The sequence below is a fragment of the Limnothrix sp. FACHB-881 genome (assembly GCF_014698135.1).
Classification (GTDB): Bacteria; Cyanobacteriota; Cyanobacteriia; order CACIAM-69d; family CACIAM-69d; genus CACIAM-69d.
The window spans coordinates 161063-185041 of sequence record NZ_JACJSN010000001.1 but is presented as its reverse complement, the minus strand read 5'-3'; the positions used below and the strand labels follow the sequence as shown (position 1 = coordinate 185041).

Annotated in this window: 22 protein-coding genes, 1 tRNA gene and 1 pseudogene; 13 read left to right on the top strand and 11 right to left on the bottom strand. The window is 55.9% G+C overall.

Going from position 1 to position 23979, the window contains the following annotated elements; all coding sequences use genetic code 11:
• Positions 1–470 precede the first annotated feature (470 nt).
• The 4 genes and pseudogenes from H6G52_RS00775 to H6G52_RS00760 all read right to left on the bottom strand — a co-directional run.
• Positions 471–2012 (bottom strand): glycosyltransferase family 2 protein, encoded by a 1542-nt coding sequence (locus H6G52_RS00775; protein WP_190525814.1) that lies wholly within the window; start codon positions 2010–2012, stop codon positions 471–473.
• A gap of 45 nt (positions 2013–2057) precedes the next feature.
• Entirely contained in the window at positions 2058–2699 is a 642-nt protein-coding gene (locus H6G52_RS00770) for an HAD family phosphatase (RefSeq protein ID WP_190525813.1), read from the bottom strand.
• 90 nt (positions 2700–2789) lie between these two features.
• Complete coding sequence (locus tag H6G52_RS00765; RefSeq protein ID WP_190526230.1) at positions 2790–3458, bottom strand: hypothetical protein; 669 nt, start codon at positions 3456–3458, stop codon at positions 2790–2792.
• Positions 3451–3589, bottom strand: a pseudogene (locus H6G52_RS00760) (sugar phosphate nucleotidyltransferase); the annotation flags it as partial. The pseudogene H6G52_RS00760 and the gene H6G52_RS00765, both read right to left, overlap by 8 nt.
• 274 nt (positions 3590–3863) lie before the next feature.
• Between H6G52_RS00760 and ldpA the strand changes: the two are divergent.
• The 3 genes from ldpA to H6G52_RS00745 all read left to right on the top strand — a co-directional run bounded on the left by ldpA (position 3864) and on the right by H6G52_RS00745 (position 7711).
• Positions 3864–4928 carry a circadian clock protein LdpA gene (gene ldpA / locus H6G52_RS00755; protein ID WP_190525811.1) on the top strand — a complete coding sequence of 355 codons (1065 nt, stop codon included), beginning with the start codon at positions 3864–3866 and terminating at the stop codon, positions 4926–4928.
• Between the two features lie 158 nt (positions 4929–5086).
• Entirely contained in the window at positions 5087–6886 is a 1800-nt protein-coding gene (locus tag H6G52_RS00750) for a R3H domain-containing nucleic acid-binding protein (protein ID WP_190354265.1), read from the top strand.
• Between the two features lie 72 nt (positions 6887–6958).
• Positions 6959–7711: a superoxide dismutase gene (locus tag H6G52_RS00745; protein ID WP_099534651.1), complete on the top strand. Its 753-nt coding sequence runs from the start codon at positions 6959–6961 to the stop codon at positions 7709–7711.
• A 196-nt stretch (positions 7712–7907) separates the two neighbouring features.
• Here H6G52_RS00745 and H6G52_RS00740 read toward each other — a convergent pair whose 3' ends face one another.
• Complete coding sequence (locus tag H6G52_RS00740; protein WP_190354167.1) at positions 7908–8396, bottom strand: hypothetical protein; 489 nt, start codon at positions 8394–8396, stop codon at positions 7908–7910.
• Between the two features lie 190 nt (positions 8397–8586).
• On the opposite strand from H6G52_RS00740, the gene aroA reads away from it, so the two are divergent.
• A complete protein-coding gene (gene aroA, locus H6G52_RS00735; protein ID WP_190525809.1) occupies positions 8587–9936 on the top strand; it encodes a 3-phosphoshikimate 1-carboxyvinyltransferase in 1350 nt (449 codons plus the stop codon).
• 123 nt (positions 9937–10059) lie between these two features.
• Here the strand turns inward: aroA and H6G52_RS00730 are convergent, their stop codons facing one another.
• Positions 10060–10983: an ABC transporter ATP-binding protein gene (locus tag H6G52_RS00730; RefSeq protein WP_190525807.1), complete on the bottom strand. Its 924-nt coding sequence runs from the start codon at positions 10981–10983 to the stop codon at positions 10060–10062.
• A gap of 15 nt (positions 10984–10998) precedes the next feature.
• A tRNA-Leu gene (locus H6G52_RS00725) sits at positions 10999–11080 on the bottom strand.
• A 194-nt stretch (positions 11081–11274) separates the two neighbouring features.
• Between H6G52_RS00725 and H6G52_RS00720 the strand changes: the two genes are divergently transcribed.
• A complete protein-coding gene (locus H6G52_RS00720; RefSeq protein ID WP_190525806.1) occupies positions 11275–11985 on the top strand; it encodes a Uma2 family endonuclease in 711 nt (236 codons plus the stop codon).
• A 254-nt stretch (positions 11986–12239) separates the two neighbouring features.
• Here the strand turns inward: H6G52_RS00720 and H6G52_RS00715 are convergent, their stop codons facing one another.
• Positions 12240–13769, bottom strand: a complete 1530-nt coding sequence (locus H6G52_RS00715) for a phosphoribosyltransferase family protein (protein ID WP_190525804.1) — start codon at positions 13767–13769, stop codon at positions 12240–12242.
• Between the two features lie 349 nt (positions 13770–14118).
• Between H6G52_RS00715 and H6G52_RS00710 the strand changes: the two genes are divergently transcribed.
• The 3 genes from H6G52_RS00710 (at position 14119) to H6G52_RS00700 (ending at position 17753) form a co-directional block, all read left to right on the top strand.
• A complete protein-coding gene (locus tag H6G52_RS00710; RefSeq protein ID WP_190525802.1) occupies positions 14119–16452 on the top strand; it encodes a hypothetical protein in 2334 nt (777 codons plus the stop codon).
• A gap of 221 nt (positions 16453–16673) precedes the next feature.
• A complete protein-coding gene (gene psaI, locus H6G52_RS00705) occupies positions 16674–16778 on the top strand; it encodes a photosystem I reaction center subunit VIII (RefSeq protein ID WP_099534644.1) in 105 nt (34 codons plus the stop codon).
• A 186-nt stretch (positions 16779–16964) separates the two neighbouring features.
• Positions 16965–17753 carry a 7-carboxy-7-deazaguanine synthase QueE gene (locus tag H6G52_RS00700; protein ID WP_099534643.1) on the top strand — a complete coding sequence of 263 codons (789 nt, stop codon included), beginning with the start codon at positions 16965–16967 and terminating at the stop codon, positions 17751–17753.
• A 7-nt stretch (positions 17754–17760) separates the two neighbouring features.
• On the opposite strand, the gene rsmI is transcribed toward H6G52_RS00700, so the two are convergent.
• Genes rsmI through H6G52_RS00685 form a run of 3 tightly spaced genes read right to left on the bottom strand, consistent with a single transcriptional unit; the run spans position 17761 to position 20125 of the window.
• Positions 17761–18660, bottom strand: a complete 900-nt coding sequence (gene rsmI, locus H6G52_RS00695) for a 16S rRNA (cytidine(1402)-2'-O)-methyltransferase (RefSeq protein ID WP_099534642.1) — start codon at positions 18658–18660, stop codon at positions 17761–17763.
• Positions 18661–18675: 15 nt separating this feature from the next.
• Positions 18676–19122 (bottom strand): metal-sensitive transcriptional regulator, encoded by a 447-nt coding sequence (locus H6G52_RS00690; protein WP_370567657.1) that lies wholly within the window; start codon positions 19120–19122, stop codon positions 18676–18678.
• 40 nt (positions 19123–19162) lie between these two features.
• A complete protein-coding gene (locus H6G52_RS00685; RefSeq protein ID WP_190525800.1) occupies positions 19163–20125 on the bottom strand; it encodes a serine hydrolase in 963 nt (320 codons plus the stop codon).
• On the opposite strand from H6G52_RS00685, the gene H6G52_RS00680 reads away from it, so the two are divergent.
• The 5 genes from H6G52_RS00680 (at position 20124) to H6G52_RS00660 (ending at position 23914) form a co-directional block, all read left to right on the top strand.
• Complete coding sequence (locus tag H6G52_RS00680; protein WP_242026105.1) at positions 20124–21029, top strand: C40 family peptidase; 906 nt, start codon at positions 20124–20126, stop codon at positions 21027–21029. The two genes, H6G52_RS00685 and H6G52_RS00680, sit on opposite strands and share 2 nt — an antisense overlap.
• Before the next feature lie 73 nt (positions 21030–21102).
• Positions 21103–21324, top strand: coding sequence for a DUF167 domain-containing protein (locus tag H6G52_RS00675; protein ID WP_190354158.1), 222 nt, complete (start codon positions 21103–21105; stop codon positions 21322–21324).
• A 285-nt stretch (positions 21325–21609) separates the two neighbouring features.
• On the top strand, positions 21610–23037 hold the full coding sequence (gene cysS / locus H6G52_RS00670; RefSeq protein ID WP_190525798.1) for a cysteine--tRNA ligase: 1428 nt from the start codon (positions 21610–21612) through the stop codon (positions 23035–23037).
• 10 nt (positions 23038–23047) lie between these two features.
• Positions 23048–23371 (top strand): hypothetical protein, encoded by a 324-nt coding sequence (locus H6G52_RS00665; RefSeq protein ID WP_199291436.1) that lies wholly within the window; start codon positions 23048–23050, stop codon positions 23369–23371.
• Between the two features lie 6 nt (positions 23372–23377).
• Positions 23378–23914, top strand: a complete 537-nt coding sequence (locus H6G52_RS00660; protein ID WP_190525796.1) for a pentapeptide repeat-containing protein — start codon at positions 23378–23380, stop codon at positions 23912–23914.
• Positions 23915–23979 lie beyond the last annotated feature (65 nt).

The window sequence follows — 23979 nt, the reverse complement described above, 5'->3', positions numbered from 1 at the left end:
TTTCATTCACTTTGAGGTAGCTGAAGCACGGGTCTTGGGAGTGAAAAAATGGCACTAGACCGACACAAGATCCCGTCAGCAGGTCAAAGTAGTGAAGCATCTGGTTTATACCCATGCTGTACAGTATATCTACAAGGTCTATGCACAGTAGATCATCGTCCCTCAATAGGGGTATGGCACCAAAGCACGAACCGAGAGCCCCAGTTGTAAATTCAGAGTAAGTGATCACTCTACATCTAGGAAACCAATCCAGAAGTTGAGACTTAAATTGTGAAAGATGGTTTGACTCTTTAAGGGCAAAAATGAGGTCTTTGTCAGTAACGATTCCCGCATCCCACCATGGACGTGAGGTCACGCTCTTGTACAATAACGGGACTCCGTCCACTTCAAAAAGGGGCTTAATGCCATAATCCGGTGAGTAAAAATCTGGGCCAGCGATGGGAATGATGCACTGCATAGCGTCACATTAGTTAATTATTTTCCAATATGGAAGTCTGTTCCAAATATATCGCTAGATCTTCAGGAGTGCCTAGTCCATGCATTTGCTCAGGAGCAATACCAAAAATGCCGATCTTGGCTCCTTGACTGATAGCATAGTTATAGACAGGGCATGTGTAGAACTCTCCATTAATACGATCATTTCTAGCAATCATATCAATCGCGCAGTCAAAAAATAGACTAGCTTTCGTAAAAAGGTATATTCCAACTGTTGCCAAGTCAGAGATAGGATCTTTTTCTCTGACACGTGTCACCAGACCCTGCCCATCAATCTGTACAAATGACCACTTGGGATTACGTTGACGATCTTCAAAAACGAGTATAGAGCCATCTAGTCCCCGATCTAGGCAATCCCTAACCATGGCGCTCATGTCTAGATCTACCAACTGGTCACAATTGGCTATGAGTAAAGGACGATCAGCAGGAATTGATTGGCGAGCTTGGAGTACAGTACATGCAGTCCCTTCTGTCACGTCTTGTACCTCAATGACTGTCAATCTGAAGCTTTGTACTAAGGCTTCGATCAAGCTAGGGTAGGCTTGAACGTGCTCCTTTCGAGCTAAGATTACGTTTCGAGCGCCGGTAATGCTCAAGTTCCTAAGAACTCGCTCAATCATGGGATATCCGTGAACTTCGATAAAAGGCTTTGGTCTTTCGTATCCTGCGTCAGCAAATCGCTTTCCTTGTCCAGCCATAGGCACAACAATTGTGACATCTGAGCAGTCAAAAGCTCTGTCTGATTGCTCATGCCTGCCGCTTTCGAGCATCGCTTTTGTTTCAAGCTTCACTTTATACTCGTCAATTTTTTCTGGAAGGTAGAAACTATGGAATTTTTCATTAGCAATTGAATAATAATCAACTTTTTCCCCAGTAAGAATATACTGATTAAGTACTGGGGCGATGTAATATCTTCCATTCGTAGTTACTTCATCTAGAATGCTCTGTTTAGCTTTCTCAAAAAAGATATGCCCATGACTGAAGTAATAGAAACCGGCAATACCATTTTTGCTGATAACTATCTTTTCAGATGCTTCTACGACCTCATCATCAGAGTTCAGGCGGATATAAGACCATCTTGGATGTATAGTCTCAAACGTTATAACTCCAGCGCTGATAGCTTTTTGCCTGAAACGGAAAACTACGTCAGACAAGTCAATATCGAAAATTTGGTCTGCGTTGACAACAATCAACTCGCGACCATCGTTGAAGTGATTGACCGCCATCAAAATGGAACACAAAGATCCCTGCGTTTCCCGCGATAATCTAATGATTGTTCCTAGACCTTCAGACACCAATCTCAATATACGATCAAGACTAAATCGACTACAATCATCCTCCATCACAACAAAGATAATCTCTAGATCGACTGACACTTTGGTCAGGTCTCTCAGCAGCCTCTGAACAACCATTTGGATAATGGGAGTTCCATGGATTTCGATCAAGGGAGCAGGAAACTCAAATTTTCCTGCCGAGAAAAGCTCGTTTTTGCCAGCCAGAGGAAGTATTATTCGCATCGCCAGAGTACTGTAAGCCAGAAATAATTGATCAGTGTCTATTATTCAGAACAGAGGGCTCGACTGCCTATCCAGTGACAAGATGAAGCTGGATATATTACCGTAGTTGACATCGTTGACGTTCTGAACAGGCAGAACATTGCATCCACTAGCGTAGGCGGCTTTCAACCCATGCTCACTGTCTTCGATGATTACGCACTCCTTTGGTATGAGTTGATACATTTCGCAAGCTCGCAGATACATTTCCGAGCTTGGCTTAGGTTGCGAAACATCCTCACTCGAAAGTATAAAATCCAAGTAAGAGTCTAATCGAGTTAACTCCATCATATGGGAAATTGTTCTACGCATAGAGTTTGAGCAAACCCCCACAATCATCCCTTCTCCCTTCAGTTTTGACAGAGCATACTGATGAAGAAAATTTGGCTTGCAGGAGATTTCAATTAGCTCTCTCGTGAATTTCTGCTTGAGTTGGTTAATCAACTCGTGTAGCTCAAGTGGCAAGTTACGTGTATTGGAAAGAGCCTTCAACTTTTCCCGGGTTGGTAGTCCATCAAAAGTGGACAGGTGGTCATAGAGATTTATTTCCATTCCAAACAGGACTAAGGCCCTATTTAGGGCTTCATAGTGCCACTGCTTTGCATCTACAAGTACGCCATCCATATCAAAAAAAATAGCTCTAATAGTCATGCTTGAACGAGAACTCGACAAAATAGTGGCGGCATTTCACTTTATCAGGAGTTTATCCATGGTCACTTTATCGAATCACATTGGCATTCTTTATCTAAAGAACTTTAAGGCATCTATAGGATTGTCGGTACATAACAGTATCCTATCATAGAAGGTCTTTGGGGCTAAATTCTTCAAATTTTTGAGCAGAAACCAGGTGTTGTCTTTGTTGCGACGATGCAGCTCGGGAGAAACGACTGCCACAAATTTACCATCTCCTAAAAGCCTCATCACAAGCTCGAAGTCCCACCAGTCGGAACAGAAAGAATCGAGCCAAACACCAGAACACTGACTATATAACTCAAAAGGGGTTTCCGGCTCATACTCACTGCGTCTAACACAGAACGGGATCATTCTATCAGCATAGGATAATGTATCAGGAAGAGACATATCGAATACAAAGTAATTTGATATGTCGTACTCTTCCATAAGGCTCTTAATGCTGTCACAGAGCCCATCAGACTTGATATTAATGGCCATGAGAGGATTAACGTTGTTATCCTTGCAAGTCTTTAGCACTTCGCACAATTTCAAGGGTTGCAGGCAAGGCACATCATGGGATATTACGATTTCAGAGGCATAATCTCTCACATCAATTTCACACCCTAGTCCACTCTCAAAGGCAAGGCAAATGGATTCCAAGGTATTTTGCTGACTCTTATGTTTCCATACCCCTCTATGAGCAACGATTTTCATCTGCGGTATTTTTAATGATTCCATGGGTTGAGTAGATTTCCATAGTGTATCATAAGGATTGGCTTACCACCAATTTCGACCATTGGCTTCGGTTTTAGGTAGGTTTCTTCGCTAATCCGGGTAACTAGTCCACCGGCAAGAATTACACACTTCATCAACTTTCAACTTTTTTTCGATAGTTTATGATTTGGTCGAAGTTTCTAGCCATTAAGAATTGGGTTCCCTTAGGTCGGCTAATTACTCACGGCAGTGACAGTTTTTTAGCACCTAGCATGGATCCAGCTCAACATGGTTTTCTCGGTGAAAACCAAGTGCCTAAGACCAGCGTGTAATCGCTTCACCATTACGATGACTTAGCCGAGAGAAAGCAGAGCAACATCCTGGGAGTTAGGCGATCGCAAAGTTGGCGGGGGGGCGTAGCATGGAAGGGTGAGTGTTTTTCCTTCGCCGCTGGTTTCATTGCAGTCGGGGTGCTGGTTCAAGCTGATTTGTGGCGCGAGTTTCCAGCATTTGCCGGCCATCCGGACTCTGGCCCTGGTTTATGGGCTAGCGGGGGCTGACTGTGTGGATGTGGCTGCTGATCCGGCGGTGATTGCGGCAGCACGATCGGGCTTGGAGGTTGCCCAGTCCCGATCGGGTCGATCGCCCTGGCTAATGGTTAGCCTGAACGATGGTGAAGACCCCCACTTTCGCAAAGCCCAGTTTAACCCAACTCAGTGCCCTAGTGATTGTTCTCGGCCCTGCGAGCGGGTTTGTCCAACGGGGGCGATCGACCCGGGCGGCGTAACCGAAAGCCTTTGCTACGGCTGTGGCCGCTGTTTGCATATTTGCCCGCTGGATTTGATTGGGGCCCGATCGTACGTATCCACCCCCAGCGCGATCGCCTCGGTGGTGTTGCCCTTGGGCGTGGAGGCGATCGAGATCCACACGGTTCCGGGTCGCTATGATGATTTTGCACGGCTGTGGCGATCGGTGGAACCCCACCTCGATCGGTTGCAGTTGGTGGCGGTCAGTTGTCCCGATGGCCCGAATTTGGCAGATTACTTGCGATCGCTCTACGATTTGATGGCTCCCGGCTTGCGAGCGGCCGGTTGCGCCCTGATTTGGCAAACGGACGGGCGGCCCATGAGTGGCGACATTGGTGCAGGGGCCACGCGCGCGGCGATCTCCCTGGGCCAGAAGGTTTTGCAATTGGGCTTACCCGGTTTTGTGCAGTTGGCCGGGGGCACGAACGATCGCACCGTGCCCAAGCTGCGAGATTTGGATCTGTTGGGGCCCGATCGCCTGGCCGGCGTGGCCTATGGCAGCTATGCCCGATCGCACCTGAAACCCGTGACCGATCGGCTCGAGGCCCTGGAACTGGCAGCGGGCCAAGCCGTGCCGATCGAAACCCAACCGGAATTACTGGCCGAGGCGCTGACCTTGGCGCAACCGTTGTTCGCTCCGCTGAAAGCTCCCCATGCTCCGATTCCGCTGGCAGCGCTGCCGCCTTAGCCCGTGGCTAGGTTTGTAGCGTTGCTTTGCTCCGAGTCCAACTTGCCGCGCCCTCTTGCTGTTAATTAGCTCTTATGGTGATGTTTCCCGATACTGGCGATCGTCCCGTGACTTTGCAAACCGCCCAACAAGTTAAGGAAGGAACTGACTTGGCAGCAATGGCTGATTCCGCTGGCGCACCGGCTGTGGGTAGCGAAGCGATCGATCTGGGTCGCACTCGCAGCACCGATGACCTGAGCCAACTTCTGGGTATTTTGCCACCTCACCTGCGGAAAGTTTTAGAAAATCATACGGATTTGAATCAGTTGGTGGAGGTGGTGATGGACTTTGGGCGGTTGCCCGAGGCCCGGTTCCCCGGTGCCCGCACCGAAAGCCTCAGCGACAAACCCGTCACCCGCGACGATTTGGACTATGCCACCGCTCGGGTTGGTCATTTTGGCGGCGACAACCGCGCCGGCATCGAACAAACCCTGCACCGGATCAGCGCCATCCGCAACCGCCGGGGCGACGTGATTGGCCTCACCTGTCGCGTGGGGCGGGCCGTGTTCGGGACGATCGCCACGATTCGCGACCTGGTGGAAAGTGGCAAGTCGATTTTGATGTTGGGGCGGCCCGGCGTGGGCAAAACCACGGCCCTGCGGGAAATTGCCCGCGTGCTAGCCGATGAACTCCAGAAGCGGGTGGTGATCATCGACACCTCCAACGAAATTGCGGGCGATGGGGATGTGCCGCACCCGGCGATCGGGCGGGCCCGACGAATGCAGGTGGCCGAACCGGAATTGCAACACAAGGTGATGATCGAAGCGGTGGAAAACCACATGCCGCAGGTGATCGTGATCGACGAAATCGGCACGGAGCTAGAAGCCTTGGCAGCTCGGACGATCGCCGAGCGCGGTGTGCAACTGGTGGGCACGGCCCACGGCAACCAGTTGGCGAACTTGATCAAAAACCCGACCCTCTCGGATTTGGTCGGCGGGATTCAATCCGTCACCTTGGGCGACGAAGAGGCCCGGCGGCGCGGCTCCCAAAAAACCGTCCTGGAACGCAAGGCCCCGCCGACCTTTGAGGTGGCGGTGGAAATGCAGGAGCGCAGCCGTTGGGTAGTACATGAGGATGTGGCGACCACGGTGGATTCCCTGTTGCGTGGGCGGATTCCCGAGCGGCAGGTGCGCACCATCAGTGAAACAGGCCAGGTGACGATTACCCACGAGCTGCCGGAAGCCGAGACGGCGGGCACCGATCGCTCCTTGGCCCCAGCGGGCCGCAACGGCGGCCCCAGCAAGGGCGATCGCGGCTGGCGATCGAGCGGGCAAATGACCCCAGTGCCGCCCAGTCGCCGGGCCGTCGTGCCCCTGGGAGCCGCCACGCCCCACGAGGAATTCGCCCAACTGCTCGATCGCACCGACTACAGCCCCCGGGCGATCGATGAAACGGACGACCTGAAGCAAAACGGCTATCTCTACGTCTACCCCTACGCCGTCAGCCGTCACCAGCTCGAGCAGGCGATTCGGTTGCTGAATTTGCCGGTGGTTTTGACCAAGGAGCTGGACACGGCCGATGCGGTGCTGGCGTTGCGCACCCACTTGAAAAATCACACCAAGTTGCGCCACCTGGCCAAAACCCGCCAACTGCCGATCTATATCCTGAAGTCCAACAGCACGGCCCACATTGCCCGCACCCTGCGCCGGATTCTGAAGCTGGACGACGAGGGCGGCGAGGTGGAACCGGTGGATCTGCGGTTGTTTGCGGACAATGCCAGCGATGACGAGCTGGAAGCCCTCGAAGAAGCGCGGCTGGCGGTGGAAAACATTGTGATTCCCAAGGGGCAACCGGTGGAGTTGTTGCCGCGATCGGCCCATGTGCGCAAAATGCAGCACGAGCTAATCGAGCATTACAAACTCACCTCCACCAGCTTTGGCGAGGAACCCAATCGCCGCCTGCGGATCTTCCCGGCCTAGGGCAGGCGACCAAATTCAAACCGGCCTCAAAAAATCAAAAAAAACGCAAAAAACAATTCGAGGGTTTTACCTATGGCTCTCTCTCGTCGTGCGCTAATTCGGCAATCCTTGGCTGCGGCTGCGGGCTTCACCCTGGCAGACTGGTTGTTGTGGGGACAAGATGGGGCGATCGCCGCTCCAATCGCCCAAACCACCCCGACCGTACCCGAAATCTTCAAAGTACCGCCCTTACCCTACGCCTACGACGCACTGCAACCGACGATCGATCGGGAAACGATGGAGTTTCACCACGACAAGCACCACGCCGCCTACGTCAAAAACCTGAATACCGCGATCGCGCCTTACCCCGAACTGCACAAGCGCTCGATCGAAGATCTGATCAGCAATCTCGACGCGCTGCCCGCCGACATTCGCGCCGCCGTTCGCAACAATGGCGGCGGTCACGACAACCACAGCCTGTTTTGGGAAAGCATGGGCCCCAACGCGGGCGGCCAACCCACTGGGGCGATCGCCCGGGCAATTACAGACACCTTTGGCAGCTTTGAAGCCCTGCAAACCGCGTTCAACCAAGCGGGGGCCAAGCGCTTTGGTAGTGGCTGGGCTTGGCTAGTGCTCGATCGCCAAGGAAAACTCACCGTCACCAGCACCGCCAACCAAGACAGCCCACGAATGGAGGGTCAAATTCCCCTGCTCGGCAACGACGTTTGGGAACATGCCTACTACTTGAACTATCGCAACCGACGCGATCAGTATCTCCAGCAGTGGTGGAATGTGGTGAATTGGCCGGTAATTAACCAGCGCTACGAAGCCGCTAAAGCCGCTTAAAACTCAAAGGTCGCGGGCACATTGATTCCCCATGTCCCAGCTGTCTGTTCAGGACAAGGGGCTTGAGCATCTTGCCTCCCACGATCTGCCAACGGTGGAATCAGGATTTCAGGTGATTTGACGACAGGCTCTCAAGCCCCCTGTCCGCTGAGATTTGGCACGGTTTCTGGGGGTTTGAGGCCTCAAATTGAGATGCCTAAAACACCTCTAGGTTCAACACATAGCGACCTAAAGGCAAATTCTGGGCCCAAAGCTCATATTCCAAACGCACCCAATCGGGAACCGGCCGGCCCGACAGAGTGAGGCTGCGGGTGAAGTTGCGGAGGCGAATTTGTTCGTAGCCCTGGTCTGTGGCTTCCTGGAGCCAATAGCGACTGATGCCATAGACCCCCCGTTCCCACAGGTGGCGGTAGTGGAAACCGCTGGCGCTTTGCATGGTTAACACAGCCCGCTGGGGGGAAAGTTCCAGCCACAAGCTGCGATCGCCCTGGGGTTCCGCATTGGCCGCATAACCGGGCATCAGCACCGGTTCGATCGCCTTCACTGCCGGTTCCGCCAGCAGAATATGGAAGCGATCGCGCTCATTTTCGTAAATCGTGGCGGAAGTTTCGATCGAGGCGGCCGTTGGTAAATCTAACGACAACAGCGACAGGCTAATCGGACGGCGGTGACGAATCGGCGACATAGGTTGCAGCCTTGTTGGCTCAGGAGAAGCATCACGCGCAAAACCCGGAAAGCGATAGGATTGTCGGGCGAGCCTGGGCGATGGGTTTGCCAAGCCCTTAGGGCCCGGTAAGCCAATCACTGCCTAGGGCAATTCTGCCTGTGGCAATTCTCCCGGCGCGATCGCGAGTCCGAACCCTGTCGATCTTCCGATGCTCCACCCGATCGTAACATCCGAATTTGTAAACGCCCGCCAACGGCTGATCCTTTCTCCCACTGCCGAGGGCTGCCCCCTCGTGGGTCGCGTGCGGATCCCCGGCGACAAGTCCATTTCCCACCGGGCCCTGATGCTCGGGGCCTTGGCGGAAGGGGAAACAACCATTGAGGGCCTGCTGTTAGGCGAAGATCCCCGCAGTACCGCCGCTTGCTTCCGAGCCTTGGGAGCCGAAATCAGCGAGCTGAACACCGATCGGGTAACCGTGCGCGGCATTGGCATCGGCAATCTGCAGGAGCCGATCGGGGTGTTGGATGCGGGCAACTCGGGCACGACCCTGCGGCTGATGTTGGGCATTTTGGCTTCCCATCCCGATCGCTTCTTTACAATTACGGGCGATGACTCCCTGCGATCGCGGCCCATGGGTCGGGTCGTGAAGCCCTTGACCCTGATGGGGGCACAAATTTGGGGCCGCCGTGACAACACCCTCGCGCCCCTGGCCGTGCGGGGTCAGGCCCTCAAGCCCATTCATTACCAATCCCCAATCGCCTCAGCCCAGGTGAAATCCTGCATTTTGCTGGCAGGGTTGATGACCGAGGGACAAACCACCGTCAGTGAACCAGCCCTGTCGCGCGACCACAGCGAGCGAATGTTGCGGGCGTTTGGGGCAGAGGTGATCGTGGATCCGGACACCATCAGCGCCACGGTGGTCGGCCCGGCCAAGCTCCATGGCCAGCGGGTAATCGTGCCCGGGGATATCAGTTCAGCGGCCTTTTGGCTGGTGGCAGCGGCGATCGTGCCCGGCTCTGACCTGACGATCGAGAACGTGGGCATTAACCCCACCCGCACCGGTATCCTCGACGTGCTGCACCAGATGGGAGCCAACATCACCCTCGAAAACGAGCGCGACGCGGCGGGCGAACCGGTGGCAGATTTGCGGGTGCGCTATGGCCCCCTCAACGGTTGCGAAATTAGCGGGGCCCTGATTCCTCGGTTGGTCGATGAAATCCCCATTTTGGCCGTGGCGGCAACCGTGGCCCAAGGCAAAACCGTGATTCGCGATGCGGAAGAGTTGCGCGTGAAGGAGAGCGATCGCCTGGCGGTGATGGCGGCGGCCCTGCAAAAAATGGGGGCCCAGGTGACGGAACAGCCGGATGGGCTGGAAATTGCCGGCCCGGTGCAATTGCGGGGGGCCGATGTGGACAGCCACACGGATCACCGAATTGCCATGAGCCTGGCGATCGCGGCGTTGGTGGCCCAAGGAACCACCACCATCGATCGGGCAGAGGCGGCGGCCATTTCCTATCCGGACTTTGTGCCGACCCTGGAGCGGCTCACCCAAGGCTAATCGGCCTTCAAGTGGATCAAACCCATCGATCGGGCGGGTGAGCCGGTTATGGTGAGCCGGTTATGGTGAGCCAGTCAACTGATCGAGATCGGGCAGGTAGATCAGGCAGATCAGGCAGATTAATCAAGCCGAGTTGGATCGCGCCCCAACCGCCAGGCTACGGCGCGTGATTTCCAAATACACCGCCTCCAGACCCACGGGCTGACGGGCCAAGCCATCGATCGGCAGGCCCGACAGCCGCTCCAGCAACTCCGGCAAACTGAGGGACTCCGGCAACCACAACACCAGCTCTCCCCCAGCTTCCCGCCAGGGCCAGCCCAGTTGCTCCACCCGTTCGATCGTCCCGGCGCGATCGGCCGTCGTTACCCGCACCAACTCAGCGGCGGGAATGGTCGATCGCAGTTCCGCCAAAGTTCCCTCCAGCGCGATCGCCCCCTGGCTCAAAATTCCAATTCGATCGCACAGGCGCTCCGCCTCCTCCAGCAAATGGGTGGTCAGCAACACCGTCAAACCCTGCTTTTTCAGATCCCGAATCATGGCCCACAGGTCATAACGGGCTTCCAAATCCAAACCCGCTGTGGGTTCATCCAAAATCACCAACTTGGGCCGATGCACCAGGGCGATCGCCACATTCAACCGCCGCTGCATCCCGCCGCTGAGGGTTTCCACGGGACTATCGGCGCGATCGGTTAAGCCCACCCAAGCCAAGCACTGAGCCAAACGCGATCGCCGTTCCGATCGCCGCAAACCATACAAACTGGCAAAAAAATCTAAATTCTCAGCACAGGTCAGGCTTTTGTAGAGCAAGTTTTCCTGGGGGGCAATTCCCAACCAGTGGCGGGGAGCCTGGGCCAAGGGGCGATCGCCCAACCACAGCTCACCCCCATCAGCCACCAACAGGCGACCCAGGATATTAATCGTCGTGCTTTTGCCCGCGCCGTTGGGGCCCAGCAGCCCATAAATTTCGCCCGGTCGCAAGGACAAACTCAGTCCTCGCAATACCGGGCGATCATCATAGGATTTGGTTAACCGTTCAATTCGCAACATGCTGCGCTGAACCCATGCGGATAATAGGACTTGAACCTACACGCCTTGCGGCACTAGAACCTAAATCTAGCGCGTCTACCAATTCCGCCATATCCGCTTAAGCGCAGACATCATAGCAAAATCCCCCCGATTCGGCAATCGTCTTTGGGAAAACCCTGGATAAATTTTGAGAAAGCAACATCTTGCTTCTGACGATTTAACCATCTTTCTAGAGTTCATCTTGATGATGAAGGTCGATCTAAATGCAGTCTTAGTCTAGTTAATTTCTTAGCAGTGCCGGCTGCCCTAATCATGTTACCTTTCATCCTAAAAACAGGAACTGATTCACTCTCAAATCTCTCAAAGCCAGAAATTGATTACCCCTCCTCTGACGGAAAGCCTGTAGCGGAAACTTATCTTCATCTCAACGCCATTATTGCCATTCTCAAAGCGCTAGAACTACACCTTAAAGGACAACAAGCAACTGTTTTAGCCAATCAGTTTTTGTACTACAGCCAAGATCTTCCTCGGTTGCGGGTTGCTCCTGATGTGATGGTGATCTTTGGAGTAGCCCCCGGCGGCCGAGATAATTATAAGACTTGGCAAGAGGGTCAAATTCCGAGCATCATCTTTGAAGTTACTTCCAAGGGAACCCAAAGTGAAGACCAAGGGCACAAATATGCTCTTTATGAACAAATGGGCATCCAAGAATATTGGTTGTTTGATCCTAAAAATGAGTGGATTGCAGGGCAACTTCAGGGCTATCGGTTATGGGATGGTCGCTACATCCCCATTGAAGACCATCGATCGCGTGTTTTAGGTTTGCAGCTCAGTGTTCAAGGTTCCCTCTTGCGCTTTGGACAGGAAGAGACAGGAAACTTCTTACCAATTCCCGATGAGATTGGAAATTTAGTTGAGAATCTGCAAGCGGCCCAACAACTGGCTAATCAAGAGCGACAACGAGCCGATCGCCTGGCGGAACTGTTGCGGCAACAGGGGATTGATCCCGAGGCGATTGAGTAGCCTTAGCTTATCTTTGTTCTTCTGAGTTTGCTTGGTCTTGTTTTAACCGGCTTGGGTTAATTGGAGCTGATTAGAATTGGTCTTCACCCACTCAAAACAATTCGTCCAAATGAGTTACCTTGAGCGAATTACTTGAACAGTATTTTCTGATAGAAATCAAGCACTAACTGCCATTGGAGCAAGGGGCTTAAGCCCCTTGTCTTCGTCGATTGGTAAAGCCCAAAAGGTAGCAATTTAGGCTTTTCAGAGACCCGCTAAGCATGGTCGATCGCCTTGAGGGCGGTGTATTGGGGTTCAGCAATTTTGTTTGCTGCAAATAGGGTGTCGGCAATTTCGCCAAGGGTGAGCACCGCGTGCGATCGATAGCCTTTGGCGGCCAAGCGTTCCTTGGCTCCCGTGTTGTGGTCAATGAACACCACCAAATCAGTGACCCGCAGCCCCACCGATTCCAACTTGCCAATTCCCTCGATCGCGCTTTTACCGGAAATCAAAATGTCATCCACCACCACCGCCGTTTCGCCAGGGGTGAAATTTCCTTCCACCACCCGCTGAGTGCCGTGGGCCTTCACTTCCTTGCGCGGAAAAATCATGGGGCGGTTCAGGTGCAAGGCCAAGCCGGTGGCCGTGGGCAAGGAGCCGTAGGGAATGCCGGCCAGGCGATCGAATGTTAGGGGAGCCACCCGATCGGCATAGGCCAACAGGATTTTGTGAAAGACTTGGGGATTCGAGATGATTTGCCGCAAGTCCACGTAATAGGGAAAGGTGGCCCCGGAGGCCTGCACATAATCACCAAACAAAATGCAACCCAAGTCGAAGAGCTGCACAATCAATTCCGCGTGGGGATGGGCGCTGGTGTTGGTGCTGGCGGGAGCGGGTAACCAAAGGGGGCAGGCTTCCGCGATCGGCCCGCAAACGGCCGTCTGAGCTTGGGTGAGTCGATCGCGCAGTTGCATAATCTGGCGACGGGGTTCCGGGTGGCTGAGGGCCGCCCGAGGCACCAGCACAATCAATCCATCACCATCGGCCGCCAGGCCCGCTTGCAGGGTTTGGCGCAGATTGGCATCCAGTCGATCGCCCGTGGCCGCGTCCAGGTCTTGGCCATAGTCCACCGTTGCCAGCCCCGCCCCTGACCAAGCCCCCCGCAACAAAATGGGCGCTTCTGGAGCCACCGCCCGCAGTCGCCGCAAGATTTCCGGATCCGCCGCTTCCAGTTCCAAGCCCATTTGGCTGGGAATGCCCCAGGTTTGCACCTCGCGGGCCAAGCTGAGGTAGCGGGGTTCGGCCTCGGGGGCCGGGTCTTGCAAAACGCGGGCGGAGGGATTTTCGGTGTAACACAGGGCAAAAAGGGCGCGATCGGCTTGGAGCAAAAAGGGCGCGGCATGGTCTTGGCCCGAAAAGGGCACGATCGTTACGGCATCCACCTGCCAGCGATCGAACGCTGTGCGGGCAAACAGGCCGCTGTTGATCCAGTCCGCATGTTTGGCATCCAAAATGACGGGCAATTCTGCCGGAATCGTGTGCCGCAACAGGTCTTCTAATAGGGCCAAGCCCGCCGCCCCAAATAGCAAGTAGGGATCGATCGCCACCTTATAGGCACAAACCAAATCCGCCGTTTGGGCCACCATCGTTCGCAGCCAGTCCCCCAGGGCCGTCAGGGGGCGATCGACTCCGGCCGCAATGTCGGCCACAGCCGCTTCCAAAAAGTTAGAACTCGGATCCAAACTGAGGCACAGCAAACTCCCGCGCGATTGGGCCGCCCGGTGTAATTTATCGATAAATGTCATAGGAATCGCAGGGAAATCTCAACAGAAATTTCAGAGAATGTCTGAAAAGGAGCTTAAAGGAGCTTAGATTATTGGCAAAACACCTGAACCCGGATCACCGGCTGAGAAGCTTTGAATTGTAGAGAGTTAGACCCCTTTGCTCCGTCAATTGCCATACGGACAGAATGCCCCGGAGTAGCCCAGGGTTCCCTGGTTAATGGAGTAGGATAGGGGCACTTTTTCCGCTGAACGCCGTTGTGGATGGGCCGGGGATTTAACCTTGGGGTTGAATTCAGGAATTCCAGTCAACGGTGCTGGCTTTGGGCGTTGCGCGCGCCGCTAAATCTTCACCCTGCGGGGCACGTTGTCGATGGAGTATTGCGAGTTTTTGCTGCAAAAGGAGGGCGATCGGGCTTGGTTGCCACTGGAGTCGCCCAGCGTCGAAGTTTTGGAAGGACGCTATCGCCTGATTGCCCGATCGAGCTATCCCGATGCGGCAGTGGAAATTCGTGTGGGCTACCAGCCGGATGGGGCAATCGGGGGCACTAGCCAACGCACCCAGTCCCGATCGGCCCAAACCAATGTCAATGGGCTGGTGGTGGTGATTCCGTTCACGGTGTTGCGGCCGGGGCTTTGGGAATTTAGCTGTCGGCAATCGGTGGGCGAGGAGGCGGATCCAACAACCACGGGGCCCGCCTGGCGCTATGCAGTGACGCTGCAAGTGTTGGCCGTGGAGGCGGAAGATTGGGTGGATGTGGAACCGCAACCGGCGACGGATGCGCTGGCCCAGGAATCCAACGGGTCAGAAGTGGCGAGTCGATCGCCCGATGAATTCTCCCCGTCCCATGGCGTGAATGGTGCTGAGGGGGCCGTTGAAGAGGTCATGCCGGAGCTAGTGGCGGAAGCGAACGCGGCGAACGGGCTGGCCGAGGCGATCGCCCCGAAAATTCCCCAGGCCACGGAGCTAGAGCCTATTGCTTCAGAAATCGCTTCAGGAATCGCTTCAGAAGTTGCTCCAGAAATTACCCCAGAGAGCACCCCGAAAAACACTCCAGAAATTACCCCAGCAATTGCCCCAGAGCCAGCCTCGGCCAAGCCCCCATCGATTCCTCTGCCGGCCTTACCGCCCACGGAACCCTTCACGCCCCCGATCGAGCGGTTGATTCAGGTGGAAGACGATCGCCTCTTGCGCATCGCCGATCGCCTCTTGCAGCAAATGGTGGAACCGGCGGAACCGGATCCCATGGAAACGATCGACCCGCTGGTGGCCGCCAGCCAGCTTCCTCCCTTACACTTACGGCTCGATCGCACCACCTACATCACCGCTTGGGGCGATCAGTTGGTGTTGCAAGGCAGCTTGGATTGGGCCGAACCAACCAAGGCCCCCATGCTGGCTCAACTGCCGCCCACCTTGGAATGGCGGGTGACCCTGCGCGATCCCAATAGTCAGCGGGTATTGGTGCGGTTGCGCCAGCCGATCGCCGGGTCGCGCTGGAGCCGGCCAAGCGATCGCCCCTTACCGGGTCAGTTCACCTGCACCGTGGAATTGCCCCTGGAAGCCAGCACCTTTTTGATGTTGGGCGAGCTGGCTTTGTATCCCCACAGTTTGCCCAGCGCCGAACCCCTTACCAGCCAGGCCTTCGCGGTGGCCGCCGATGCCGATGCCCTGTTGCGGGCGATCGAGCCGGATTTTCGCCCAGAGGATTGCACAGAGGACGATCGGGCCCCGGCCGCGTTGCCGCACGAATCCCTGCCGTTTCGGCCCAATGCCCAAGCCCCCGCCAAAAAGAGCTTGGATCTGAAGCTGCTGAACTTTGTGCAACCGGCGAAAGCGCCCATGTTGCCATCGATGTCGCCATCCATGTCGCCGTCCATGGACTCCGCGCCGTCAATGCCCGAGGTTGCCCCCGCCCCGATCGCCGGTGTTGAGTTGCCGGAAGCTGCCATTTTGCAAGGGTTGCCCCCCGCTGCGCCAATTCCCACCGCCAACGGCCCGGCCCCTTGGGCGATCGACCCCTTACCCAGTGAGCCTTCACCCTTTGATGCGCTGCCCAAGGGTCACCGGTTCTGGTCAAGACTCACGGCCTTGGCCGATGACCAAGATTTACGGGCCTGGATGCGGGCCCGAGGAGAGGGAGTTGCGCCCGCCCCGGAGCCGCCGGATCCCGATGCGGACTGGACAGCCGGTGAAGTGCTGGTGGATGACCTGTTGCCGCTGCAAAACGGATCCAATGGCTGGCCTGTTCAGGCCAGCCCACCGCCGCCGCCGCCCGCCGATGCCACCTTGCCGCCCACGATGCCGATTCCACAGCCCACGATCGAGCTGTTGACCCATCCCCTGGTGGCGGAAACCACGGCCACCTTGCGGTTGCGAGTGACGGAGGTGCCCTCACGACTCTGCATTAAGGTTTGGACGAGCGATCGACAAACGCGCCAAATCTTGGAACCACCGCGCTGGCTGTTGGAGTTGCCCCCCAATGGCCTGGGGGAATTGGAAACCCGTGTCACCTTGACCGTGCCGGCCCTGGTGGCGGAACTGAGCATTGAGGCGGTGGTGATGGAGTTGGCAACCCACCGCGAAAGCCGCAAGGCGGTGATTGTTGCGCCCGTGTTGCCCCCCGAGGCCCATCCCGATCGCCCCACATTGGATCCATTGGCGATCAACAACCTGTTTGAGGCCCTGTCGCCCTCCCGTTGGGATTAGGGCGGAATTGAGCCTCCGGTCAAGGATCCAAAACCCAATCACAGAGCATGTTGGGGGCGATCAGCTCCCCGCGTTGATTCAAGCATTGGTTCAAGCCTTGGTTCAAGCCTTGATTCGCTTGTTTGTTAAAAATCTTTAGCAACCCCACGCCACACCGGAGGCCAGCTCGTACAGTTAATGGGAAATCCTCTGAATTCGATTAAGAATAAGGATCTTTTCCCATGGCAGCCTCTTTTCTTCCTTCGATTTTCGTGCCGATTGTTGGCTGGGTATTTCCTGCTGTAACAATGGCCCTGCTGTTCCTGTATATCGAAAGCGACGCTTAACAAAAAATCGCAAGCGAAGCTGTGCGTAGCCTGCCAAATTCCCCGATCACGGCCCTGAATCACAGCGAGGGCAATGACTGGGGAGATTGCAGTTTGCCTTCTCCTTGAATCGAGTTGATTAAATCCAGACCGCTGGCTGTCTAAGATAGTTAGCGGTTTTTTGCGGGCGAACAGCGCCTGAAGATCATGAGCGATCGGGTGGCGACGGCACGGTTAATTGAAGTTTTTTCAGCAATCCAGGGTGAAGGGCCGATCGTGGGCACGCGGCAACTGTTCATCCGGTTTGCCCAATGCGATTTGCGCTGTGACTATTGCGATAGCGATCGCACCTGGGTGGCTCCCGATCATTGTGACATTGAGCAAACCCCTGGTCTGCGGGATTTTGTGACTGTTGCCAACCCCGTGAGCCAATCGCAGCTCCTGGACTGGGTGCAACAGCTCGATCGCCCCCATCTACACGACAGCATCAGCATCACGGGGGGTGAACCCCTGTTGCACAGTCGTTTTTTGCAAGATTTCTTACCAGCCTTGAAGACCGTTTCCAGCCTGCCGGTTTATTTGGAAACCGGGGGCCATCGGCCACAGCAGTTGGAACCCCTGTTGCCTTGGCTGGATTGGATTGGCATGGATTTGAAGTTGCCCAGTGTCAGCGGCGAAACCCACTGGGAAGCCCATGGGGAGTTTTTGCGGTTGGCGGTGGCAGCGCAGAAGTGGGTGTTTGTGAAAGCGATTGTTTCCGAGGCAACCACGCTGGCAGATCTGACTCGATCGGCTGAGTTGGTGGCGGCGATCGATCCCCATTTGGTTTACGTGATGCAACCCGTTTCGCCCTTGCCCGCACCGATTAAGCCCGATCGCCAACCACCGCAACCGCCCCAGCCCGAACAAGTGTTGGCCTGGCAACAACACCTGAAACAGTGGTTACCGCAGGTGATTGTGATTCCACAAACCCACAAGGCGATTGGGCAACTTTGACCGGGCCCTAGTCGGGAATTTTGAGGGATAGCTCGTAGACCGATCGCTTGGGCAGGTTCAGTTGGCCGGCAATCTCGCGGCTGGCGGCCGATCGGCTCATCCCTTGGGTCATTCGATCGGCCAGAGCGGCGATAATCTCCGCTTCCGTGGGTTGGTGGGCCACCGGGAGCACTCCGCCCAAAATGAGCACAAATTCCCCCTTAATGGGACAGGCGGGATTCTCGGGAGTCCAAGTGGCGATCGCCTCCGAGAGGGAACCGCGCCAAAACTGTTCGTAGCGCTTGGTCAGTTCCCGGGCGATTGCGATCGGTCGTTGGTCGCCGCCGTGGTTGGCCAGGTCTTGCAGGGTTTCCCGCAGGCGGTGGGGCGCTTCGTAAAGAATCACGGTGCGGGCCTCTTGGGCCAGTTGAGCCAGTCGATCGCGCCGTTCTTTGCCCTTGGTGGGTAAAAATCCTTCAAAACAAAAGCGATCGGTGGGTAAGCCGGAGCCAATTAGCCCCGCGATCGCCGCGCAGGCTCCCGGCACTGGCACAACGGACAACCCGGCCGCCCCGCAAGCCGCCACCAATGGCACGCCCGGATCAGAAATGCCCGGCGTACCCGCATCGCTGACCAGGGCGATCGCCTGGCCCGCCCGCAGTCGATCGAGAATTTCGGGAATCCGTTTGGTCTGGTTGTGTTCGTGATAGCTCAGTTGGGGCTTGCTGATTTGGAAGTGGGCTAGCAGCTTGCCCGTGTGCCGGGTGTCTTCCGCCGCGATCGCATCCACTGCCTGCAAAATTCGCAAAGCTCGGTAGCTGATATCTTCCAAATTCCCGATCGGGGTGGCCACCAAATATAGGGTTCCCGGCTGCACTGTTGTGACTTCGCCCACGGTGGTCGGCGCTGGGGAAGGCGTTGCCGTCATCTGCCGCACCTCCCCCTAGATCAAAAAGCGATCGAGCGCCGCTTTCAGTTCCGCCAATTCCGCGTCAATGTTGCCCTCGCGTGCTGCTCGCACAATGCACTCATTCAGGTGCTCATCCAAAATGGCCCGCGCCACCCGATCGATCGCACCGCGCACCGCCGCCAACTGAATCAACACATCAGGGCAATCTCGCCCATCCTGCACCATGGCCTTGATGCCGCGCACATGGCCTTCAATCCGCGACAGACGATTCACAATTTTGCGAATCGCTTCCGGGTTGTGGGTGTGGCTGTGGGACGGGCCATGGCTATGGCCGTGAGCATGGCCGTGAGCAGGACTGGGAGCGGGATTGGAGTCGAGATGCTGGGCAGAGCTGGGGGCGGGCTGATGGGACTGGTCGGAATCGGCGGCAGGGTGAGGGTGATTGTCAGGTTGTGCAGGGTCGTGATCAGGACGATTCAAGGGATGGAACGCAGCCAGATTCAAAGGGGCAGTTTGGATTCTAACGCGATGGCTCCGGGTTTTCGAGCGATCGCACCGCTTCGAGGGCCCCGTGAGCAATTTGGGGCAGAATACTGCGATCGCGATCGCCCAAAGGCGCATCGATCGCCACCACCAGCCCAAAGGGCCGCCCATCCACCGGCTCCACATAGGCACAATCCCACCGCACCCGGCTCATCCACCCCGCCTTAGACCACAGGCGCGTGGTGGGGGGCAACCCTTCCCCCAAAAAACCGGTGACTTGGTTGTAATCCGGATCCAAGCTGGCCACGGTGGCCGGATCGAGCGATCGCGCCAGGAGGTTCATCAACATTTGCGATCGCGCCGCCGACACCGCCACCCCACCCGCGATCGCATGGAGCAGCCGCGCCACCGCATCCGTCGTTAAATAATTGCGATTGCTGTAGTCTGCCGCCAAAAAGACTCGCTCGCGGCCATAGGGCCCATCACCCCAAGTTTTTTGGCAAACATTAATAGTTTGGAACTCTTCCCAACCAAACGATTGCAAATAGCGATTCACGATTTGTCGTTGCTGTTGCCAGGTTTCAAAGGGGCCCGCTGGCAACTCCGGGCCGCTGGTGGTTCCCGACAACACATCCACCAAATAGCTCGTGGCATCGTTGCTGGAATTGACGATCGCATCATGCAGGGCCCGATCGACCTCTTCCGTGGGCGAAATCATGCCCTTTTCCAACCATTCCTGCACGGCCACCGCGTAAAACAGCTTGACCACGCTGGCCGGATAAATGCGCTCCACACCGCGATAGCTGAATCCGCGCACCGGATGGGCCCAAAAATCCGCCGGAGCCAGGGCCCCACCCGTGTTCACCATGTAGGGCGGATCGTAAACCCACCAGGTCAGGGCCAATTGGTTGCGGGCTAACAGCGGATATTGGATCCATAGCCGATCGAGCAGTTGTTTTCCCAACCGCTCCAGTTCCCCATCCTGTTGGTAAAAAATCATGCCTACGGTGTTTGGCGTGAACCCAACGATTCTCGCCTATGCTTGGGGCGATCGTCCTTGTTTGCACCGGAGACCTTCCATGACCTCGATCGCCCTCGATCGCGTGCTGGCTGACTTGGGCCAACCGATTCCCGATCGCCCGGAGTATCGCTGCACCGAACCCCTAGACCTCTTCACCCGGCCCGACGGGGAAGAACTGAGCACCCAGGTGGCTCCCGGGCGACAACTGTGGTTTCGGCAACTGTCGGCGGATTTGGCAGCAGGTTTGGACGCTGGTGCAGGAGCCAATTCGGGAGCCAATCTAGAAGCCAATTCAGGAGCCAACGGGGATTTCAATCAAGGGGCGATCGAGGTGGTGCTTTGCGAGGATGACTATGCCGCTTGGTTGCCCCTGGCCGCTTTGGCTCGCCTGGCCCCGGCCATTGGCCCCTATCGGGCCCCGATCGTGTCGCGATCGGCCATTGTCGATCGAATTCCCCAGGCGATCGCCTTTGCCCAAGCGGCTATGGCCGTTCCCCATTGCTACCTTTGGGGCGGCACGATCGCCCCTGATTATGACTGCTCTGGCCTCATTCAAGCGGCCTTTATGAGTGTGGGCGTTTGGTTGCCGCGTAATTCATATCAACAACAGGAATTCACCGAACCGGTTGAACTAGAAAACCTGCAACCCGGCGACTTGCTCTTTTTTGGAATGCCCACCAAAACCAACCATGTGGCGCTGTATTTAGGCAAAACCATCGGACAACATTGCTATCTTCACAGTTCTGGTTATGAACAAGGGCGGGGAAGAATTGCGGTTGATTTTTTGTCTGATCAGGGCGATCGGGTGGCGCAAGCTTATTTTTCCCAATATAAAGGAGCCGGCCGGATCCACAGCAGCTATCAACCCAGCCTCAAGGGCTAATTCACGGTTCATTCACCGATCTGCTTTGGCGCTTTGATGGCCCTCAAGCGAACAATTAGACTTCAAATTAATGATGAAACTGGCCGTAAAAGTCAAACCCAACAGCAAACAACAGAAAATTGTTGAAGAAGCCGATGGGGGGCTAACCATTTTCTTAAAATCTCCCCCGATCGATGGCAAGGCTAATCGCGAGTTAATTCAACTCCTCGCGGCCCATTTAGGCGTTAGCAAATCAGCAATTACGATCAAAGTTGGCCAAGCGGGCCGCCAAAAAATCATTGAAGTTGCAGACTAGCGAGCAAAGTCTAAGGCGGGCCAGGCGAGAAAATTAGAGATCCCTTGAAAAGGATCCCATAAAATTGAATCAGCATCGATCGCCCCAACGACAAGCGCTAGGGCCCTCAGGATTGGGATAGGATAAGCGCGATCGCCCCTCTTGCTCGACATCGATCCATATCGATCCATGATCGATTCATGGTCGATCTCCGACATTGGCATCCGATCGAGCCTTGAGATCGAACCTTGAGATCGAGCATTGGTTTAGATCACTTAGACCGTCAGACCGCCCCTCCAATTCCCCATGTCGCTCCAGCTTTACAACACCCTCACCCGTCGCAAAGAACCCTTCGAGCCGATCGAGCCGGGTCGGGTGCGGATGTATTGCTGTGGCGTAACGGTCTATGACCACTGCCATTTGGGCCATGCCCGGTCATACATCGTTTGGGACACCCTGCGGCGCTTTTTGCAATGGCGGGGCTATGACGTGCGCTATGTGCAAAACTTCACCGACATTGACGACAAAATTCTTAATCGCGCCAAAAACGAAGGGGTTTCCATGGAGGCGATCGCCGATCGCTATACCGAAACCTACTTTGAAGACATGGCCCGGCTGAACATTCGGGAAGCCGATGCCTATCCCCGCGCCACCCACACCCTGAACGGCATTCAGCGCTTGATTGCCGAATTGGAAGCCAAGGGCGTGGCCTATGCGGCCGGGGGCGATGTGTATTTTGCAGTGCGTAAATTTGCGGACTACGGCAAGCTCTCCGGCCGCAAATTAGACGACCTGCAAGCCGGAGCCAGCGGCCGCACGGACGACGAAACCACCAAAAAGCAAGATCCCTTCGACTTTGCCCTTTGGAAAGGAGCCAAACCCGACGAACCGGCCTGGGAGTCCCCTTGGGGGCCCGGCCGGCCAGGCTGGCACATTGAGTGCTCCGCCATGGTGCGCCAAGAGTTGGGCGAAAGCATTGATATCCACGTGGGGGGCGGTGACTTAATTTTTCCGCACCACGAAAACGAAATTGCCCAATCGGAAGCGGCCACGGGCCATTCCCTAGCCCGGTTCTGGTTGCACAACGGCATGGTGAACGTGGGCGGCGAGAAGATGTCGAAATCCTTGGGCAACTTCACAACCATCCGCGCCCTGTTGGATGCACCGGAGGGGCCTCACCCGATGGCCCTGCGGTTGTTTGTGCTGCAAGGTCACTACCGCAAGCCCATGGACTTTACGGGGGAGGCGATCGAGGCGGCCAAAAATGCTTGGAACACGCTCAAAGAGGGGCTGTTGTTCGAGGGGCTAGAGGATTTCAACGGTGCACCCACCTATGACCCCACAGCGCTCGATCGATTCCGGGCGGCCATGGATGACGACCTGAACACACCGGAAGCCTTGGCCGTGCTGTTTGAGCTGGCGAAGGAGTTGCGCCGAGAAAAGAATCTGCGCGTCCATGAGGGGCAATTTTCCCAAGATGCCGCCGCGATCGCCCAGCAGTGGCGAACCTTGGTGCATTTGGCGGATGTGTTGGGCCTGGTGGCCACAGCGGAAACCCCAACGGAAACCCCGGCCGGCCCCAGTGATGCGGAAATTGAGGCCTTAATTGCCCAACGGACGGCCGCCCGCAAGGCCAAAAACTTTGCCGAGTCCGATCGGATCCGCGACGAGCTGAAAGCTCAGGGCATTGTGTTGATCGATCGCCCCGGTGAAACCGCCTGGCATCGAGAATAGGAGGACGACCATGGCCGATCGCGATTTGTTTCAGCGGGCCAATGCGCAGGGCATGAAGCGATTTTGTGAAGGTTGGCATCGGGCCCAAAACCAACGCTACTTGCTGCGATCGCAACTGGGGTTTAGCCAAGCCAGCACCCCCCATCAACCGGCCGTCTGTCGGGGCTGCGAAAACTATCACGGCATCGCCTACGGTTACAGCCGCGATCGACGGGCAAGGCTGATTTGCGGCATTCACCCCTTTGGTTGGTCAGGAACCGATCCTTGTCCCGATTGGCGCGGGGCGATCGAACCGGAATTCTCCACTGCGACCTCCGACGACATCAACCGGTAATGGGCCATGATCAATCTCCGAAACCTGGGAATCCAAAGCATCGGTCAAAACATTGGTAAAAACATCAGCAAACGATTAATCCTGGTGTTGGGGCTGGCCCTGTTGTGGGTTTTGTTGGGAGCCTTGCCCGCCCAAGCGATGGGCAACTACAGCAAAACCAACCAGGAAGGGCAGAATTTTGCCGGTGAAAACTTGGTGGGCGCAGCTTTTTTGGCCACCGATTTGCGCGATGCCAATCTGGCGGGAGCCAACTTGAGCAATGCCACCCTCACCCAAGCCACCCTGCTGCGAGCCAACCTGCAAGGTGCGGATTTAACGGGCGCTTTGATCGATCGCGCGGTGTTGGAACGGGCAGATTTAACCCAAGCGATCGCCCGTGAGGCAATTTTTACGCGCTCAATTTTGGCCGACACCACGATCGAGGGAGCCGACTTCACCGATGCATTAATCGATCGGTACGACGTGGCCCAACTTTGCAAAGTCGCCAGCGGCATCAATCAAAAAACCGGTGTCAGCACCCGCGAAAGTTTAGGTTGTGATTAGTGCCCATTGCGCTTGAAATCTCTGAACAGCAGATCAGCATGAACCTTATTGCTGTTAGGTTTCGT